Origin of the sequence: Pseudomonas sp. Rh2 (genome assembly GCF_040762985.1) — a bacterium.
GTDB lineage: Bacteria > Pseudomonadota > Gammaproteobacteria > Pseudomonadales > Pseudomonadaceae > Aquipseudomonas > Aquipseudomonas taiwanensis.
In genome coordinates this window covers 1,429,023-1,446,435 of sequence record NZ_CP142890.1, presented here as the reverse complement: position 1 = coordinate 1,446,435, position 17,413 = coordinate 1,429,023, and the positions used below count along the sequence as shown (strand labels likewise).

Below are 17,413 nucleotides of genomic sequence, written 5' to 3'. Positions count from 1 at the left end.
CTGACAAGGTGATTACCCCTGCAACGGGCTACAACCCTCGCTTTGCTTGATCTGCGTCTATGCGGCCAGTTGTCACCGACATGCTGACAGGTTAGTTCAAGACATAAAAAAAGCCCGGTTCCAAAGGAACCGGGCTTCTTTGACTGCCGAAGCGGTATTAACGCTTGGAGTACTGAGGACGCTTACGCGCTTTACGCAGACCCACTTTCTTACGCTCAACTTCACGAGCGTCTCGGGTGACGTAGCCAGCACGACGCAGAGCGCCACGCAGGGTTTCGTCGTATTCCATCAGAGCGCGGGTGATACCGTGACGGATCGCACCGGCTTGACCGCTGACACCACCACCGGAAACGGTGACATAGATGTCGAACTTCTCAACGGTCTCGGTCAGCTCCAGCGGCTGGCGAACAACCATGCGAGCGGTTTCGCGACCGAAGAACACGTCCAGAGAACGGTTGTTGATGGAGATGTTGCCAGTGCCCGGACGCAGGAAAACGCGAGCGGTTGCGGTCTTGCGACGGCCAGTGCCGTAATTTTGAGTCGCCGACATAATGAACTTTTCCCGTTAGATCTTCAGTTCTTGAGGCTGCTGAGCAGTGTGTGGGTGAGTTGCACCCGCGTACACTTTCAGCTTGCGGTACATGTCGCGACCCAGCGGGTTCTTAGGCAGCATGCCTTTGACCGCGGTTTCGATAACACGCTCAGGGGCTTTGTCGATCAGCTTCTCGAAGCTGATTTCCTTGATGCCGCCTGGGAAACCGGAGTGGGAGTAGTACATTTTGTCGGAAGACTTGGCACCAGTCACACGAACCTGCTCGGCGTTGATAACGACGATGTAGTCGCCGGTGTCAACGTGAGGGGTGTATTCTGGTTTGTGCTTGCCACGCAGACGGCTAGCGATTTCGGTAGCCAGACGACCCAGGGTCTGGCCAGCGGCGTCGACTACGAACCACTCGCGCTTTACTGTTTCCGGTTTAGCAGTAAAAGTTTTCATTCTCTAAAGCCTCAGAGGCCGCCCAGCGAAAAATAGACGGCGAATCTTACTGGATAGTGCACAACTTGCCAAGGGCAAGCGCGCAGCCGAACGCTGACGCTTTTGGGGGCTCGGGTCGGGCACGCCAATGTTCGACGGGGTTCTTCCTGCATGGTGGTGCATCACTTCCGCCACACGGAGAGGGGCCGAATTATCCAGATTGCGCCAGAAAATTCAACCTGCTTTTATGGGCATCTTTGCCAAGGAGAGTCTTTCCGATGGAATACCGCAAGCTCGGCCGTACCGACCTCCACGTCAGCGCCCTGTGCCTGGGCACCATGACCTGGGGCGAGCAGAACACCCAGGAAGAGGCCTTCGAACAGATCGCCCTGGCCAAGCAGGCCGGGATCAACTTCATCGACACCGCCGAAATGTACCCGGTGCCACCCCGCCCCGAGACCTATGCCGCCACCGAGCGGATCATCGGAAAGTGGTTCAGCGAGCACGGTGATCGTGACGACTGGATCCTCGCCAGCAAGGTCGCGGGCCCTGGCAACGGTATCAGCCATATCCGCGACGGCCAGCTCAAGCACAACCGCCAGCACATCGTCGCGGCGCTGGACGAAAGCCTCAAGCGCCTGCAGACCGACCGCATCGACCTGTACCAACTGCACTGGCCCGAACGCAGCACCAACTTCTTCGGCAAACTGGGCTACCAACACCTGCCGCAGGACCACTTCACCCCGCTGGAGGAAACCCTCGAAGTGCTCGATGAGCAGGTTCGCGCCGGCAAGATCCGCCATGTAGGCCTGTCCAACGAAACGCCGTGGGGCACCATGAAGTTCCTGCAACTGGCCGAGGCCCGTGGCTGGCCGCGCGCGGTGTCGATCCAGAACCCGTACAACCTGCTCAACCGCAGCTTCGAGGTGGGCCTGGCGGAAGTGGCGATTCGCGAACAATGCGGCCTGCTGGCCTACTCGCCACTGGCGTTCGGCATGCTCTCGGGCAAATACGAGAATGGCGCCTGCCCTGCAAAGGCACGCTTGACCCTGTTCAGCCGCTTCGCCCGCTACTCCAACCCACAGACAGTCGCAGCCTGCAGCCGCTACGTGCAACTGGCCCGCGATCATGGCCTGGACCCGGCGCAAATGGCCTTGGCGTTCGTGACTCGGCAACCGTTCGTGACCAGCAATATCATCGGAGCGACCGACCTGGATCAGCTCAAGAGCAACCTCAATAGCCTGGCACTGAACCTCAGCGATGAGCTGCTGGCGGGGATCGAGGCGATTCATCAGCAGCAGCCCAATCCGGCGCCTTGACCCGAACCACAATTGCCTGCTTCGCGGGTGAGCCCGCTCCCGTAGGGCTACGCGCAGCCCTCGTGGGCGTGGGTTTACCCGCGAAGCAGGTAGCGCGAATCTGCGGGGTAGACACAATCGCCAAAAAATAAGACGATCCAGCCGGTGATTGACCACTCTACCCTATAAGAACAATGACAATGATGTTTACCCAACCCTCCGCGTCGTTGCGGCGCGTCAGCATCCTGGCCATTGACAAGGTGTTCGCCTCGACCCTGATGCAGGCCAAGGATTTCTTCCACCTGGCCAGCCTGCGCTATAGCAAGCAACTGGGCCTGGGCTTGCAGCCCATGTTCGAAATCCACCTGGTCAGTCCCGACGGGCAGCCCGTGGACAGCTTCAGCGGCGTACAGTTGCCGGTCGACGGCGGCCTGGACGATGCCGATGTGATCATCCTCCCAGCCTTCTGGGACGACTTCGACAACCTGCTGCAGCGCTACCCTCAGGTGCTGCCGTGGCTACGCGAGCAACATGCCCGCGGCGCCGTACTGTGCGCCGAGGCAAGCGGGGTCTTCTGGCTGGCCGAGGCCGGGCTGCTCGACGGCAAGGAAGCGACTACCTACTGGCGCTTCTTCAACAGCTTCGCCGAGCGCTTCCCCAAGATCAGGCTGAACCAGGACAAGCACCTTACCGACGCCGACAATCTGTACTGTGCCGGCGGCACCACTTCGGCCTGTGATCTGTACATCTACCTGATCGAGCGCTTCTGCGGCGCCAACGTGGCTCGCGCCGTGGCACGCGACATCCTCTACGAGGTGCAGCGCAACTACACCCCTGGACGCATGGGCTTTGGTGGGCAGAAGCTGCACCAGGACCTGATCATCCTGCAGATCCAGCACTGGCTTGAAGAACACTTCGCCGACAAGTTCCGCTTCGAGGACGTGGCCCGCAACCACGGCATGAGCATTCGCAACTTCATGCGTCGCTTCCAGGGCGCGACTGGCGACAAACCATTGCACTACCTGCAACGGCTACGCATCGAGACGGCCAAGGGGTTGCTGTCGAGCACGCGCAAGAGCATCAAGACCATCAGCTACGAGGTTGGCTACGACGATGCCAGCTTCTTTGCCCGACTGTTCCGGCAGCACACTGAGCTGTCCCCGAACCAGTATCGGCAGCAGTTCATGCAAGAAGCTTGAGATGAGCGGGGCCGGCAAGCGGCCCCGAACTCCGAGGCTTATGGCTTGTGCGCGCGCGCCAGGAACTCGTGCGACTGCATCTCCAGCAGGCGGCTCAGGGTACGCTGGAATTCGAAGCTCAAGCGGCCACCGGTGTACAGGTCCTTCAGCTCCACCTCGGCCGAGATGATCAGCTTGACGTTACGGTCGTAGAACTCGTCCACCATGTTGATGAAACGACGGGCGATGTCATCGGTAGCCACACCCATCTGCTCCACGTTGCTCAGCAGCACGGCGTGGAAGATCTTGCCCAGCTCGATGTAGTCGTTCTGGCTGCGAGGCCCGTCGCACAGGGCGCGGAAGTCGAACCAGGCCACATCGTCGCAGGTGAGCAAGGCATTGATCGGACGATTCTCGATCATCAGCACGTCATTCTCGACCGCCTGGGTGCACTCAGGGGTCAGTGCCTTGAAGCTGGCGCGCAGGCTCTGGTGCGCCGCATCATCGAGCGGGTAGTGGTACAGCTCGGCCTGCTCCAGGTGACGCAGGCGGTAATCGACCCCGCTGTCGACGTTCACCACGTCGGTGTTCTGCTTGATCATCGCGATGGCCGGCAGGAAGCGCGCCCGCTGCAGGCCGTCCTTGTACAAGCCGTCCGGCACGATGTTGGAGGTCGCGACCAGGGAAACGCCATTCTTGAACAGTTCCTCCATCAGCGTGCCCAGGATCATGGCATCGGTGATGTCGGAAACGAAGAATTCGTCGAAGCAGATGACCTTGGCTTCCTGGGAGAAGCGCTTGGCGATGATGGTCAAGGGGTTCTTCTCGCCCTTGAGGGTCTTCATCTCTTCGTGCACACGCTTCATGAAGCGGTGGAAGTGAGTACGCATCTTCTCTTTGAATGGCAGCGCCTCGAAGAAGGTATCCACCAGGTAGGTCTTGCCTCGGCCCACACCGCCCCAGAAGTACAGGCCCTTGACCGGGGTCTGCTCCTTCTTGCCGAACAACTTGCCGAATACACCTGGCTTGCTGTTGTGCGCAGCGACCAGATCGTCGTATAGACGCTGCAAGTGACGCACAGCAGTCTCCTGCGCCGCGTCATGGAAGAAGTCGGGACGTTTCAGATCTGCTTGATATCGTTCTAGGGGCGTCATGATTCGTTAGCGAGGCAACAAAAAACGGGCCGTCACTGTAGCGACAGGCCCGCTTAATGGCAATCAGACTTGCGGCGAAATGCCTCAGGCGGTATGCATTCCTGAGGGCGAAGGCCTACCCGCAAAACAGACAACGCGGTGCCTGGCACCGGTTATGCCGGTGTTCGCGGATAAATCCGCTCCTACAGGGGCTGCAGCGCTACACGCAGGCTTTCGATAGCCGAATCGCGGGCTTCGGCGCTGTCGAACTGCGGCCCGTCGGCCACCTGCTCGCCGTTCAGCCACAGACTGAAGCCCAGGCCTTCGACTCGCACATCAGCCTCACCGCCCTGCTGCAGCTGCTTGCTTACCGCACCGGCGCTCTTGCCATCGGCGAAGCTGCGCGAGAGCAGCAATTGCTCGCCATCGGCGGCAAGCAGGCGGAAGCGGAAGCTGCCGTCTTCGTCACGGAAGCTGACGAAACGGGCGCTTTTGGCGGCTTTCTTCTTCACTTCGGCAGTTGCCTGGACGCTGCTGCGGAACGAGCGCAGGCCTACGGCCTCGCGCAGTTGTTCGAGGAACGGGGTGGCGATCTTGCGTGCCTTGGCGGCACCGGCCAGAAGAATGTCTTCCAGGTCCGACGGTCGCGAGATCAGTTGGTGGTAGTGCTCACGCTTCTCGGAGAGCTGGCTGTCGAGCAGCTGGAACAGACGCTGCTTGGCATCACCCCAGCCCAAGCCCTGCAGCAGTTCTTCACGGAATTCAGCGCACTGGGCTGGTGTGGAGAAGGCCTGGAACAGAGTGAACAGGTGCGAGTTGTCCGGGTCCTTGGCCTCGCCTGGGGCACGGGAGTCAGTGACGATGCGCGAAATTGCGTCCTTCATGTCCTTCGCGCTGGTGAACAGCGGAATGGTGTTGTCGTAGCTCTTGGACATCTTGCGACCGTCCAGCCCTGGCAGCGTCGCCACGCTTTCTTCGATCACAGCTTCTGGCAGGGCGAAGAAGTCCTTGCCCTGACCGAACAGGTGGTTGAAGCGCTGGCCGATATCACGGGCCATCTCCACGTGCTGGATCTGGTCACGGCCGACCGGCACCTTGTGCGCGTTGAACATCAGGATGTCCGCCGCCATCAGCACCGGGTAGCTGAACAGCCCCATGGTCACACCGGCATCCGGGTCTTCACCGGCTTCGACGTTCTTGTCCACCGAAGCCTTGTAGGCGTGGGCGCGGTTGAGCAGGCCCTTGGCGGCAACGCAGGTCAGCAGCCAGGTCAGCTCAGGAATCTCGGGAATATCTGACTGACGGTAGAAGGTCACCTTGTCCGGATCCAGGCCACCGGCCAGCCAGGTGGCGGCGATTTCCAGGCGCGAGCGCTGGATGCGCAGCGGATCGTCGCACTTGATCAGGGCGTGATAGTCGGCCAGGAAGTAGAACGAGTCGGCACCGGGCTGCTGGCTGGCGAGAATGGCCGGGCGGATAGCTCCGGCGTAGTTGCCCAGGTGCGGGGTGCCGGTGGTGGTGATACCGGTGAGAATGCGCGTGGTCATGGGTGTTCGCTTATTCAGGCTTGGCTCAGTTCGAAAGGCGCGGCAGCAGCAGATCCTTCAGATCGGTCAGCTTGCCATGGAAGAAGTGTCCGCATTCTGCCACTTTCAGCAGCTCATGGGGGCGCGACAGGCTGTCGGACCAGTCGTAAACCAGCTGCGGATCGACGACTTCGTCGCTCTCCGGCTGCACCACGGTGATCGGGCAATGCTGCGGCAGCGGGAAATCGGCCGTCAGACGCATCACCGCCGGGGCAATCATGAACAACTGCTGCAAGGCCACGCCAGAAGCCTCCAGCCGCCCGGCCAGGCTGGTAGCGACGAAACCACCGAAAGAGAAACCCATCAGCACCAAGGGCAGATCGGGGTGCTTTTCGCGCAGCCAGCCAGCAGCGGCCTCGGCATCCGCTACCTCGCCTGCGCCCATGTCATGGCTGCCGGCGCTCTGGCCCACACCACGGTAGTTGAAGCGCAGGGTCACGTAGCCTGCATCGCGGGCGGTACGCTGCAACGTCGAAACCACCTTGTTGAGCATGGTGCCGCCCTGAACCGGGTTGGGGTGGCAGATCAGCACCGCACCGCGGGCATCGGCCACGTCCAGGTACAAGGCTTCCAGCTGGCCAACGGGGCCATCGATGAACAAGGGGGTTTCGCGGACAAGCAAGGCACTACTCCGTGACCTCGGGAGGGGTCGATTCGTCTAGCTGAGGAATTCTGTTCTGATTTGCGATCGCTCGCGGTATACAGCGCAGGTCTGAGCCGTTAACGTAAAGCAAAGCCGTTTATAGAGGAAGGACTCGTGGAACACTCGCTCCTTGTTTGGTTGTTGCCGACCCTGGCCCTGGTCGTCGGCGTCGTGGTCGGTTTCGTCGTCGCGCGCCTGCTGCCCAATGCCGCGCCGAGCAGCACACAGCGCCAGCTGGACGATATCCAGCAACGCTTCGACACCTACCAGAACGAAGTGGTCACCCACTTCAACAGCACTGCCGTGCTGGTCAAAAAGCTGACCCAGAGCTACCAGGATGTCCAGGACCACCTGGCCGAAGGCGCCAATGCCCTGGCGCTGGACGAGGTTACCCGTCAGCGCCTGCTGGCCGCCCTGCACTCCGAGGCCGCCCAGGCCCCACGTGACCGCCTGACCCCGCCGAAGGACACCGCCGAAGTGCCTCGCGACTATGCGCCGAAGGCGCCGAACTCGCCAGGCATGCTGGACGAGAGCTACGGGCTCAAGCGTTAAGCGGGTGAAATGCAAAAAGGCCTCGGAAGAGGCCTTTCTTATTGCGTGAAGAACACGGCAACAACCCGCGTTACATCGTCTTGGCCTGAGCCTTCTCCAGTGTATCGATCCGCTGATTCAGTTCACGTATCGACTCAATCAGTGGTGCGACCAATTTTTGGTAGTCCACCGTCAGCTTTTCGTTCTTCTCATGAACCAGTTCCGGGTACACGGCCTGGACATCCTGCGCCATCAGCCCAATATCCTTGCGCCCCGTTTCTTTCCAGGTGAACTTCATACCTTGCAGTTTCAACAACTGCTGAGTGGAACCCGACAGCGCCTCTGGCGACGTCTTCAGGCTTTTATCGCTGAAAGGGCAGCATGGCTGGCCCACATCGCCTGCCAAAGCGACCCCACTGGCAGTAACCACCGCAAGCGCCAGGGCGGCGTGCGAAAGTACACTCTTGAATTTCATACTCATGCCTGTTCAGGTGAATGGACTAGGCACGGAACAGATTCCGTGCGAACACCCAAACTAAGTGACCACCTCAACAGGCTCTATCCGACGTTTCTTGATATCGCTGTCGAAAACCGGCATCGATAAGTAGGAAGTTTGCAGCCAACCTCATACACAGTGCTTGAGCGCCTGTTCGATATCGGCAAGCAAGTCCTCTACATCCTCCAACCCCACCGACAGCCTCACCAACCCTTCCGATATCCCGTGATGCGCCCGCTCCTTCGCCGTATAGCTGGAATGGGTCATGCTCGCTGGATGCTGCGCTAGCGACTCGGCATCTCCCAGGCTGACCGCACGTGCGAACAGCTGCAAGGCATTCATGAAGCGTCGGCCGGCCTCGATCCCGCCCTTGAGCTCAAAAGCGATCATCCCGCCCGGCATGCGCATTTGCCGCTGTGCCAGCGCGTACTGCCCGAATGACGACAGGCCCGGGTAATGGATCAGCTCGACCTGAGGCTGCTCCGCCAGGAACTCAGCCACCTGCTGTGCATTGGCGCAGTGGCGGTCCATGCGCAGGGCCAATGTCTTGATACCACGCATCAGCAGCGCGGCATCATGCGGCGACAGCACCGCGCCAGTCATGTCCTTGAGCCCTACCAGGCGAATCCGGTCGACCAGCGCCTTGCGCCCGACCACCAGCCCGGCGGTGATATCGCCATGGCCGCTGAGGTACTTGGTAGCCGAGTGCACGACCAGATCGGCACCCAGCTCCAACGGCCGCTGCAGATACGGCGTGCAATAGGTGTTGTCGACCACGATGTGCAGGTCATGCCCCTGCGCCGCTTCGGCCACGGCAGCGATATCGACCAACTGCATGTTCGGGTTGGCTGGGGTTTCGAAGTAGATCATTCGCGTCTTACTGGTGATCGCCGCCTTCAGCGCCTTGATGTCATTGAGGTCGACGTGACGGATCTTGACTCCGAACTCGCCAATCCCATGGTGCAGGTAGGCGAAGGTGCAGCCATACAGTGTGCGCCCCACGATCAGTTCATCCCCAGGGCGCAGCAACGTCCAGATCGTCGAAGTGATGGCCCCCATGCCCGAGGCCAGGGCCAAGCCTGCCTCGCCCCCTTCCAGCGAGGCCATGCGCTGTTCCAGCAAGGCCAGGGTCGGGTTGGAGATACGGCTGTAGAAGTGCCCGGGTTCTTCGCCTGCAAAACAGGCAGCACCGTATTCGACGGAAGGAAAAGCGTAGGTAGCGGTCTGGTAGACCGGCGGCACCAGGGCGCCGCCATGGCTGAGCGGGTCGTACCCGTGATGGATGGCCCGCGTGGAAAAACCGCTGTTGTTATGGGAGTCGCGCATGGCAACAACCTCTGGTGGTTTGTTATAAGCTTATGCCACCAAGCCGCCTGATTTTTTCCAAAATCTCCTACGCGAAATGGCTAGTTTTGGAACAAAAACAACACATGACAGACCAGGAGGGCAAAATATGCCTTCGACCCTCGACCGCACCGACCGCGCCCTGCTCGCAGCCTTGCAGGGCAACGCCCGCCTCACCGTCTCCGAGCTTGCCGACCAAGTCGCGTTAACCACCTCGCCCTGCTGGCGCCGGGTCAAGTTGCTGGAGGACAACGGCTACATCACCGGTTATCAGGCCATTCTTTCGCCCAAGGCGCTGGGGTTTGGTGTGACCGCGTTCGTCAGCATCATGATGGACTCGCACACCAAGGACATGGCGCTGGCGTTCGAAAAGCGGCTGATGGAAATTCCAGAGATCATTGCCTGCCACAATGTTTCCGGGCGGTATGACTTCTTGCTCGAGATTCTGGCGCGGGATCTGGAGTCGTTTGGGGAATTCACCCGTGAGGTGTTGCAGCGGTTGCCGGGGGTGAAGGAGATATATTCGAGCTTTTCGTATAAGGCGGTTAAGGAAAAGCGCGTGATTCCTGTATCGGAAAAGCATATCTGAGACAGATCTGCCACGATCGACACCTGAAGGAGCGGTATTGCATCGCGGAAACAAGTTGAGGTTCTTTCTGGGGAGGACGGCCTGACTTGAGCTTTGAGGTGGTGCGCAAATCGAGCGCCGCCCGCGCGGCGCATCGCGAGCAAGGCTCGCTCCTACGTTTGTTTCGGGCCAGTAACGCCAGTGATAGACGCGCGCGACCGCCTTGTTTGTACGACGCGATATCGCGCCAAGCGCCAAAGCGTTCGCGCGCGAATCTCACAGAAATAATTGGCCCGAAACAAACGTAGGAGCGAGCCTTGCTCGCGATGCGCCGCGCGGGCGGCGCTCGATCTCACAGGCACCGCACCTCTCACGCCAAGCACCCAACAGCCCCGACGCCAATCCCCAATACAAAAAAACCCCGCCGAAGCGGGGTTTCTCATACAGCACTAACGCTTAAATCGCGCCGCGCTGACGCAGCACATCCAGCACCTGCTTCACGCCCTCGTCCACGCTGGTGGTCTGGGTGTCGATCACCAGGTCGGCATCCAGCGGCACATCGTACGGGAAGCTTTCACCCGGGATGTTGTCACCGCCAGCGGCATACAGGCCCTGAGGATCACGCTCGCGGCAGGCAATTGGCGATGCCTGCACGTAAACGGTTACCAGGCGCTCCTTGCCGATCAAGGCCTTGGCCTGTTCACGGCCCTCGGCATCAGGCGCAACGAAGGCGGCCAGGGTCAGCAGGCCAGCTTCGTTGAACTGACGCGCCACATGGGCGGCGCGGCGCCAGTTCTCGGTGCGGCCCGCGCGATCCTGCGGCAGGCCCTTGTTCAGGTCGTGACGCAGGTTCTGGCCATCGAGCACGTAGACCGCACGGCCCATGTCGAACAGCTTGCGCTCGACGGCATAGGCCAGGGTGCTCTTGCCAGCGCCGGACAGGCCGCTGAACAGCACGGTAGCCGGTTGCTGACCGAAGCGCAGCGCGCGCTCTTCAGTGGACACGTGAGCCAACTTGCCATGCTGACCTGTGGTGCCATGCGGCAGGACTGGCGGGGCGATGATCATGCCGGCACCGACAGTGCCGTTGGTCAGGCGGTCGATGACGATGAACGCGCCGGTGGTGCGGTTGCTGTCGTAACCGTCCAGGGCGATCGCGGCATCCAGGGACACCTTGACGCGACCGATCTCGTTCAGTTGCAGTGCACTGGCAGCGCCTTGCTCCAGGGTATTCACATCCACCTTGTGGGTGATGCTGGCAATCGAGCCCGGCACGTAGCTGGTGGCGCGCTTGATGTCATATTTCTTGCCCGGCAGCATCGGTTCTTCGGCCATCCACACCAGCATGGCGTCGAACTGGTCGGTCACCGGCGGAACGTTGTCGGCATGCACCAGCAAGTCGCCACGGGAGATGTCGATCTCGTCTTCCATGGTCAGGGTCACGGCCTGGCCGGGGCCGGCGTTCTCCAGTTCACCTTCGTAGGTGACGATGGACTTGACCCGGCTGCTCTTGCCCGAAGGCAGCACGACGATTTCGTCACCCTTGTGTACCACGCCGCTGGCGATGGTGCCGGCGAAGCCGCGGAAGTTCAGGTTCGGACGGTTGACGTACTGCACCGGGAAACGCAGGTCGGTGACGTTGCGGTCGGCCGACACTTCCACGGTTTCGAGGATTTCCATCAGCGTCGGGCCGGCGTACCACGGCGATTGCTCGCTGTGATTGACCACGTTGTCGCCCTTGAGCGCCGACATCGGCACGAAGTGCAGGCTCGACGGCTTCAGGTTGATCGCTTCGGCAAACTTCAGGTAATCGGCCTTGATCGACTCGAAGACCTGCTCATCGAAGCCCTTGAGGTCCATCTTATTGACCGCGACCACGATGTGCTTGATGCCCAGCAACGAGGCAATGTAGCTGTGACGGCGGGTCTGGGTCTGCACGCCGTAACGGGCATCAACCAGGATGATCGCCAGGTCGCAGGTCGAGGCGCCGGTCGCCATGTTGCGGGTGTACTGCTCGTGGCCCGGGGTGTCGGCGATGATGAACTTGCGCTTGGCGGTGGAGAAGTAGCGGTAGGCAACATCGATGGTGATGCCCTGCTCGCGCTCGGCCTGCAGGCCATCGACTAGCAATGCCAGGTCGACTTCTTCGCCGGTGGTGCCGACTTTCTTCGAATCGCGGGTGATGGCCTCGAGGTGGTCTTCGTAGATCATCTTCGAGTCGTGCAGCAGGCGCCCGATCAGGGTGCTCTTGCCGTCATCCACGTTACCGCAGGTGAGGAAACGCAGCAGTTCTTTGCGCTCGTGCTGAGCCAGATAAGCGAGGATGTCTTCGCTGATCAAATCGGATTGGTGCGACATGATGAAACCCTGAAATTAGAAGTAGCCTTGGCGTTTTTTGTCTTCCATCGAGCCTGCGCCATCATGGTCGATGACTCGGCCCTGGCGTTCGGACGTACGGGTCAGGAGCATTTCCTGGATGATGTCCGTCAGGGTCTCGGCCTCCGACTCGACGGCACCCGTCAACGGGTAGCAGCCAAGGGTACGGAACCGCACTTTCTTCTTGACGATACGGGCTTTTTCCTCGTCGGTGAGGTGCTCGAGGATGCGCTCGTCGTCGATCATGATCAGGGTGCCGTTCTTCTCGATCACTTCCCGCTCGGCGGCGAAGTACAGCGGCACGATCGGGATGCCTTCGAGGTAGATGTACTGCCAGATGTCCAGCTCGGTCCAGTTGGACAGCGGGAACACACGGATCGACTCGCCCTTGTTGACCTTGCCGTTGTACACGTTCCACAGCTCGGGGCGCTGGTTCTTCGGGTCCCAGCGGTGCTTGCTGTCGCGGAACGAGTAAACGCGCTCTTTGGCCCGGGACTTCTCTTCGTCGCGGCGGGCGCCACCAAAGGCGGCGTCGAAACCATGCTTGTCCAGCGCCTGCTTCAGGCCCTGGGTCTTCATGATGTCGGTGTGCTTGGAGCTGCCATGGGTGAACGGGTTGATGCCCTGGGCCACACCTTCGGGGTTGACGTGGGTGATCAGCTCCAGACCCATTTCCTCGACCATCTTGTCGCGGAAGCGGTACATCTCCTGGAATTTCCACTGGGTGTCGACGTGCATCACCGGGAACGGCAGCTTGCCTGGGAAGAAGGCTTTGCGCGCCAGGTGCAGCATCACGGCGGAGTCCTTGCCGATCGAGTACAGCATCACCGGGTTATCGAACTCGGCGGCCACCTCGCGGATGATGTGGATGCTCTCCGCCTCCAGCTGTTTCAAGTGCGTCAGTTTGTCGACCATGGCTACTCACGAAAAACGATCTTATGGACGGCCTGCGGGCCGTGTTCGAGCGAGCCACTTTATCACAGCGGCTGATTCTATTTAGGAGCCGCACTAGATCGAAACAATCTAACGATATGACTGGGGGTTTGGGGCTCGAGCAACGCATCGCCGACAGGCCAGCGCCTGAGACGAGCGCGCCAGCAGGAACCGGCTTGCCGGCGATGAGGCCCCAAAGGTCAGATCGGGTTTGGGCAGTCGATGAACAGGTGCTCCAGGGCAAACCGACGCGCCAGGTAATCCCCCAGCGCCTGCACGCCATAACGCTCGGTGGCATGGTGGCCTGCGGCGATGAAGCTCACGCCGTTCTCGCGCGCGCTATGAAAGGTCTGCTCGGACGCCTCGCCACTGATGTACAGGTCGACTCCGGCGGCGATCGCGGTATCGATGTAGCCTTGGCCGCCTCCGGTGCACCAGCCGATCCGGCGAACCATGACATCGCCTTCCACCAGCAGCGGCTCACGTCCCATCACCTCCTGCACGCGCCGGGCGAAATCCCGCGGCGTCATTGGCTCGGCCAGCGACCCAACCAGCCCCACGACCTTTGGGTTCTCCGGGTCCAGCGGCCCCTCGACGGTAATGTCCAGCTGACGAGCCAATTGCACGTTATTGCCCACTTCGGGATGCACATCCAGCGGCAGGTGGAAGGCCAGCAGGCTCATGTCGTGCTTGAGCAAGGTTTTCAAGCGGCGTTGCTTGATGCCGGTGACACACGGATTCTCGCCCTTCCAGAAATAACCATGGTGAACCAGCACCAAGTCGGCATCGGCCTCGACCGCCGCGTCGAGCAACGCCTGGCTGGCGGTCACGCCACTGACGATGCGACTGACCTGCGGTCGCCCTTCGACTTGCAGGCCGTTGGGGCAGTAATCCTGGATCTTCGCGCTACCCAGGTAGCGCTCGGCCTCCTCGACCAGGGTGTTCAGTGCGACGGCCATGGAAAATCTCCTCGAAATCTGCGCTTTCGACGGGCACAACGCCCGTATAATGGCGGCCATTATGGGCCGTCGCCGGCTTCGGGGAAACCGGCGGCAGTCGCATGGGGGCAAGACCGAGGCGCCAGCATTCGCGGGCAGACCCGCTCCCCCAGGGGCCAGCGTGGTCCCTGGAGGACATGGACTCAACCGCGAAGCAGGTAAATCGGTTTGCACATCGCCGATCGCTCTGTACCTGTGTATGATCGCGCGCGCTCGCGCCCCGCTGCGCTGCCAATTGGCCCCCGCCCTACTCCCAGGATTCGTTCATGCTCAAGGCTCTGCGTTATTTTGGCTGGCCCCTGATTACTGGCGTGCTGATCGCCATGCTGGTCATCCAGCGTTTCCCTGAATGGGTCGGCCTGCCCAGCCAGGACGTCAACCTGCAGCAGGCTCCGCAGACCACCCGGATCATGCAGGGGCCGGTGTCCTATGCCGACGCCGTGACCCTCGCCGCCCCAGCGGTGGTGAACCTGTACACCACCAAAGTGGTGAACAAGAGCGCCCATCCCTTGTTCGAAGACCCGCAGTTCCGCCGCTTCTTCGGTGACAACCTGCCCAAGCAGCGGCGCTGGGAGTCCAGCCTGGGTTCGGCCGTGATCATGAGCCCCGAGGGCTACCTGCTGACCAACAACCACGTTACCAGCGGCGCCGACCAGATCGTGGTGGCGCTCAAGGACGGCCGTGAGACCCTGGCGCGCGTCGTGGGCAGCGACCCGGAAACCGACCTCGCGGTACTGAAGATCGACCTCAAGAACCTGCCGGCGATCACCATCGGCCGTTCCGACAACATCCACATCGGCGATGTCTCCCTGGCCATCGGTAACCCGTTCGGGGTCGGCCAGACCGTGACCATGGGCATCATCAGCGCCACCGGACGTAACCAACTGGGCCTGAACAACTACGAAGATTTCATCCAGACCGACGCGGCCATCAACCCAGGCAACTCCGGTGGTGCGCTGGTCGATGCCAATGGCAACCTGATCGGCATCAATACCGCGATCTTCTCCAAGTCTGGTGGTTCCCAGGGCATCGGCTTCGCCATCCCGGTCAAGCTGGCGCTGGAGGTGATGAAGTCGATCGTCGAGCATGGCCAGGTGATTCGCGGCTGGCTGGGCATCGAAGTGCAGCCATTGAGCCAGGAACTGGCGGAATCGTTCGGTATGCAGGGCCGCCCAGGCATCGTCGTGGCGGGGATCTTCCGCGATGGGCCGGCGCAAAAGGCCGGGTTGCAGCTGGGTGACGTGATCCTGAGCATCAATGGCGAACCTGCGGGAGACGGACGCAAGTCGATGAACCAAGTTGCGCGGATCAAGCCCAACGAGAAGATCACCATCGAGGTGGTGCGCAACGGGCAGCAACTGAAACTGGTTGCCGAGGTGGGGCTGCGACCGCCACCTGCACCGGTGGCTGCCAAAGAAGAGAAGTAAGTTGATGCTGGGGCGGCCTTGCAGCGCGAAAGGGCCGCAAGGCGCCCCCCGTCACATCAATGCAGAATCTGGCTCAAGAACAGCTTGGTCCGGTCACTGCGCGGCCGGTCGAAGAAGTCATCCGGCGCTGCCTGCTCGACGATCTCACCTTTGTCCATGAAGATCACTCGGTTCGCCACGGTGCGGGCAAAGCCCATCTCGTGGGTGACGCAGAGCATGGTCATGCCATCCTCGGCCAGACCTACCATGGTATCAAGCACCTCTTTTACCATTTCCGGGTCAAGCGCCGAAGTCGGCTCGTCGAACAGCATGATCTTGGGCTTCATGCACAGGGCCCGGGCAATCGCCACGCGCTGCTGCTGACCACCGGACAACTGCCCGGGGTACTTGTGCGCCTGCTCCGGGATGCGTACCCGCTCCAAGTAGTGCATGGCGATTTCCTCGGCCTTGCGCCGCGGCATCTTGCGCACCCACATTGGTGCCAGGGTGCAGTTCTCGAGGATGCTGAGGTGCGGGAACAGGTTGAAGTGCTGGAATACCATGCCCACCTCGCGGCGGATCGCCTCAATCTGCTTGAGGTCGTTGGTCAGCTCTACGCCATCGACGACGATGCGCCCCTGCTGGTGCTCTTCCAGGCGGTTGAGGCAGCGGATGGTGGTGGACTTGCCCGAGCCAGACGGCCCGCACAGCACGATACGCTCGCCCTGGCGTACGTTCAGGTTGATGTCCTTGAGCACATGGAACTGGCCGTACCACTTGTTGACGCCCTGCATCTGGATGATGCCTTCGGGGCCGGCAGGCTGCTTGATCGCTTCACTCATTTCGAAACTCCTAACGCTTGTGGCCAGTGTCCAGCTTGCGCTCCAGATGCATGGAGTAGCGGGACATACCGAAACAGAAAATCCAGAACACCAGGGCGGCGAACACATAGCCCTCAGTGGCCATGCCCAGCCAGGCCGGATCGGCAGCCGCCTGCTTGACACTGTTGAGCAGGTCGAACAGGCCGATGATGATCACCAGGCTGGTGTCCTTGAACAGAGCAATGAAGGTGTTGACGATGCCTGGGATCACCAGCTTGAGCGCCTGGGGCAGAATCACCAGCCCCATCGAGCGCCAGTAGCCCAGGCCCATGGCCGCGGCCGCCTCGTACTGCCCCTTGGGAATGGCCTGCAGGCCGCCGCGCACCACTTCGGCGATATACGCCGACTGGAACAGGATCACGCCGATCATCGCCCGCAGCAGTTTGTCGAAGCTCATGCCCTCGGGCAGGAACAACGGCAGCATCACCGAGGACATGAACAGCACGGTGATCAGCGGCACGCCACGCCAGAACTCGATGAAGGTGACGCATACCACCTTCACCGCCGGCATGCGCGACCGTCGGCCCAGCGCCAGCAGGATGCCCAGCGGCAAGGCGCCGACGATGCCCACGGTGGCGATCACCAGCGTCAGCATCAGGCCGCCCCATTGGCTGGTCGGCACGGTATCCAGCCCCAGGTAGCCGCCGTGCAGCAGGGTGTAGGCCAGGATCGGATACAGCACCAGGAAGCCCAGGCCGTAGAACGCCTTGCGCGCAAAGCGCTTGATGAACAGCGGTGCGGCACCGAGCACGGCAAGCCAGACGGTCAGGTCCACGCGCCAGCGCAGTTCGGTCGGGTAGTAGCCATACATGAACTGGCCGAAACGCTGCTGGACGAACACCCAGCAGGCACCTTCCTTGGTGCAATCGGCGCGGGTGGTGCCTACCCAGTTGGCGTCGATCAGCGCCCATTGCACCAGAGGCGGCACGATCAGCCAGATCAGGTACAGGGCGAACAGGGTCAGCAAGGTATTGAGCCAGCTGGAGAACAGGTTGGCACGCATCCATGCGAGCACGCCGACGGTTTTCACCGGCGGCGGCATGTCGGGTTTGAAAACATGGGCATTCAC

The 17,413-nt window shown here is 61.1% G+C and carries 17 protein-coding genes; 5 read left to right on the top strand and 12 right to left on the bottom strand.

The genetic code is table 11. From position 1 onward, the window contains the following. Positions 1-157: 157 nt before the first annotated feature. On the bottom strand, positions 158-550 hold the full coding sequence (gene rpsI, locus VXM67_RS06515; RefSeq protein WP_003260797.1) for a 30S ribosomal protein S9: 393 nt from the start codon (positions 548-550) through the stop codon (positions 158-160). Between the two features lie 15 nt (positions 551-565). Further along, positions 566-994 (bottom strand): 50S ribosomal protein L13, encoded by a 429-nt coding sequence (rplM, locus tag VXM67_RS06510; RefSeq protein WP_023378810.1) that lies wholly within the window; start codon positions 992-994, stop codon positions 566-568. 257 nt (positions 995-1,251) lie between these two features. Here rplM and VXM67_RS06505 point away from each other — a divergent pair, with 257 nt between their 5' ends. Further along, positions 1,252-2,292 (top strand): NADP(H)-dependent aldo-keto reductase, encoded by a 1,041-nt coding sequence (locus VXM67_RS06505; RefSeq protein WP_027908078.1) that lies wholly within the window; start codon positions 1,252-1,254, stop codon positions 2,290-2,292. Between the two features lie 281 nt (positions 2,293-2,573). Next, positions 2,574-3,470, top strand: coding sequence for a GlxA family transcriptional regulator (locus tag VXM67_RS06500; RefSeq protein ID WP_167332805.1), 897 nt, complete (start codon positions 2,574-2,576; stop codon positions 3,468-3,470). 38 nt (positions 3,471-3,508) lie between these two features. Here the strand turns inward: VXM67_RS06500 and zapE are convergent, their stop codons facing one another. The 3 genes from zapE to VXM67_RS06485 form a co-directional block, all read right to left on the bottom strand. After that, on the bottom strand, positions 3,509-4,603 hold the full coding sequence (gene zapE / locus VXM67_RS06495) for a cell division protein ZapE (RefSeq protein ID WP_023378807.1): 1,095 nt from the start codon (positions 4,601-4,603) through the stop codon (positions 3,509-3,511). A 182-nt stretch (positions 4,604-4,785) separates the two neighbouring features. Further along, the gene (locus VXM67_RS06490; protein ID WP_023378806.1) at positions 4,786-6,129 is read right to left on the bottom strand and encodes a tryptophan--tRNA ligase; all 1,344 of its coding nucleotides are present in this window, start codon (positions 6,127-6,129) and stop codon (positions 4,786-4,788) included. A 25-nt stretch (positions 6,130-6,154) separates the two neighbouring features. Next, positions 6,155-6,790 (bottom strand): alpha/beta fold hydrolase, encoded by a 636-nt coding sequence (locus VXM67_RS06485; protein WP_023378805.1) that lies wholly within the window; start codon positions 6,788-6,790, stop codon positions 6,155-6,157. A gap of 135 nt (positions 6,791-6,925) precedes the next feature. Between VXM67_RS06485 and VXM67_RS06480 the strand changes: the two genes are divergently transcribed. Next, positions 6,926-7,363: a DUF1043 family protein gene (locus VXM67_RS06480; RefSeq protein WP_023378804.1), complete on the top strand. Its 438-nt coding sequence runs from the start codon at positions 6,926-6,928 to the stop codon at positions 7,361-7,363. A 70-nt stretch (positions 7,364-7,433) separates the two neighbouring features. Here the strand turns inward: VXM67_RS06480 and VXM67_RS06475 are convergent, their stop codons facing one another. Together VXM67_RS06475 and VXM67_RS06470 are read right to left on the bottom strand one after the other, a co-directional pair. Next, complete coding sequence (locus VXM67_RS06475) at positions 7,434-7,817, bottom strand: tail fiber domain-containing protein (protein WP_023378803.1); 384 nt, start codon at positions 7,815-7,817, stop codon at positions 7,434-7,436. 150 nt (positions 7,818-7,967) lie between these two features. Next, on the bottom strand, positions 7,968-9,164 hold the full coding sequence (locus tag VXM67_RS06470; RefSeq protein WP_023378802.1) for a methionine gamma-lyase: 1,197 nt from the start codon (positions 9,162-9,164) through the stop codon (positions 7,968-7,970). Positions 9,165-9,291: 127 nt separating this feature from the next. Here VXM67_RS06470 and VXM67_RS06465 point away from each other — a divergent pair, with 127 nt between their 5' ends. Then, positions 9,292-9,771, top strand: a complete 480-nt coding sequence (locus VXM67_RS06465) for an Lrp/AsnC family transcriptional regulator (protein ID WP_023378801.1) — start codon at positions 9,292-9,294, stop codon at positions 9,769-9,771. A gap of 435 nt (positions 9,772-10,206) precedes the next feature. Here VXM67_RS06465 and cysN read toward each other — a convergent pair whose 3' ends face one another. The 3 genes from cysN to VXM67_RS06450 form a co-directional block, all read right to left on the bottom strand. Beyond that, a complete protein-coding gene (gene cysN / locus VXM67_RS06460) occupies positions 10,207-12,108 on the bottom strand; it encodes a sulfate adenylyltransferase subunit CysN (RefSeq protein WP_023378800.1) in 1,902 nt (633 codons plus the stop codon). Positions 12,109-12,123: 15 nt separating this feature from the next. Further along, complete coding sequence (gene cysD, locus VXM67_RS06455; RefSeq protein WP_023378799.1) at positions 12,124-13,041, bottom strand: sulfate adenylyltransferase subunit CysD; 918 nt, start codon at positions 13,039-13,041, stop codon at positions 12,124-12,126. Between the two features lie 218 nt (positions 13,042-13,259). Beyond that, complete coding sequence (locus tag VXM67_RS06450) at positions 13,260-14,018, bottom strand: Nif3-like dinuclear metal center hexameric protein (protein WP_367237567.1); 759 nt, start codon at positions 14,016-14,018, stop codon at positions 13,260-13,262. 305 nt (positions 14,019-14,323) lie between these two features. Between VXM67_RS06450 and algW the strand changes: the two genes are divergently transcribed. Then, positions 14,324-15,484, top strand: coding sequence for a Do family serine endopeptidase AlgW (algW, locus tag VXM67_RS06445; RefSeq protein ID WP_023378797.1), 1,161 nt, complete (start codon positions 14,324-14,326; stop codon positions 15,482-15,484). A 56-nt stretch (positions 15,485-15,540) separates the two neighbouring features. Here the strand turns inward: algW and VXM67_RS06440 are convergent, their stop codons facing one another. After that, on the bottom strand, positions 15,541-16,305 hold the full coding sequence (locus tag VXM67_RS06440) for an amino acid ABC transporter ATP-binding protein (protein WP_003251792.1): 765 nt from the start codon (positions 16,303-16,305) through the stop codon (positions 15,541-15,543). 10 nt (positions 16,306-16,315) lie between these two features. After that, complete coding sequence (locus tag VXM67_RS06435; RefSeq protein ID WP_027908075.1) at positions 16,316-17,413, bottom strand: amino acid ABC transporter permease; 1,098 nt, start codon at positions 17,411-17,413, stop codon at positions 16,316-16,318.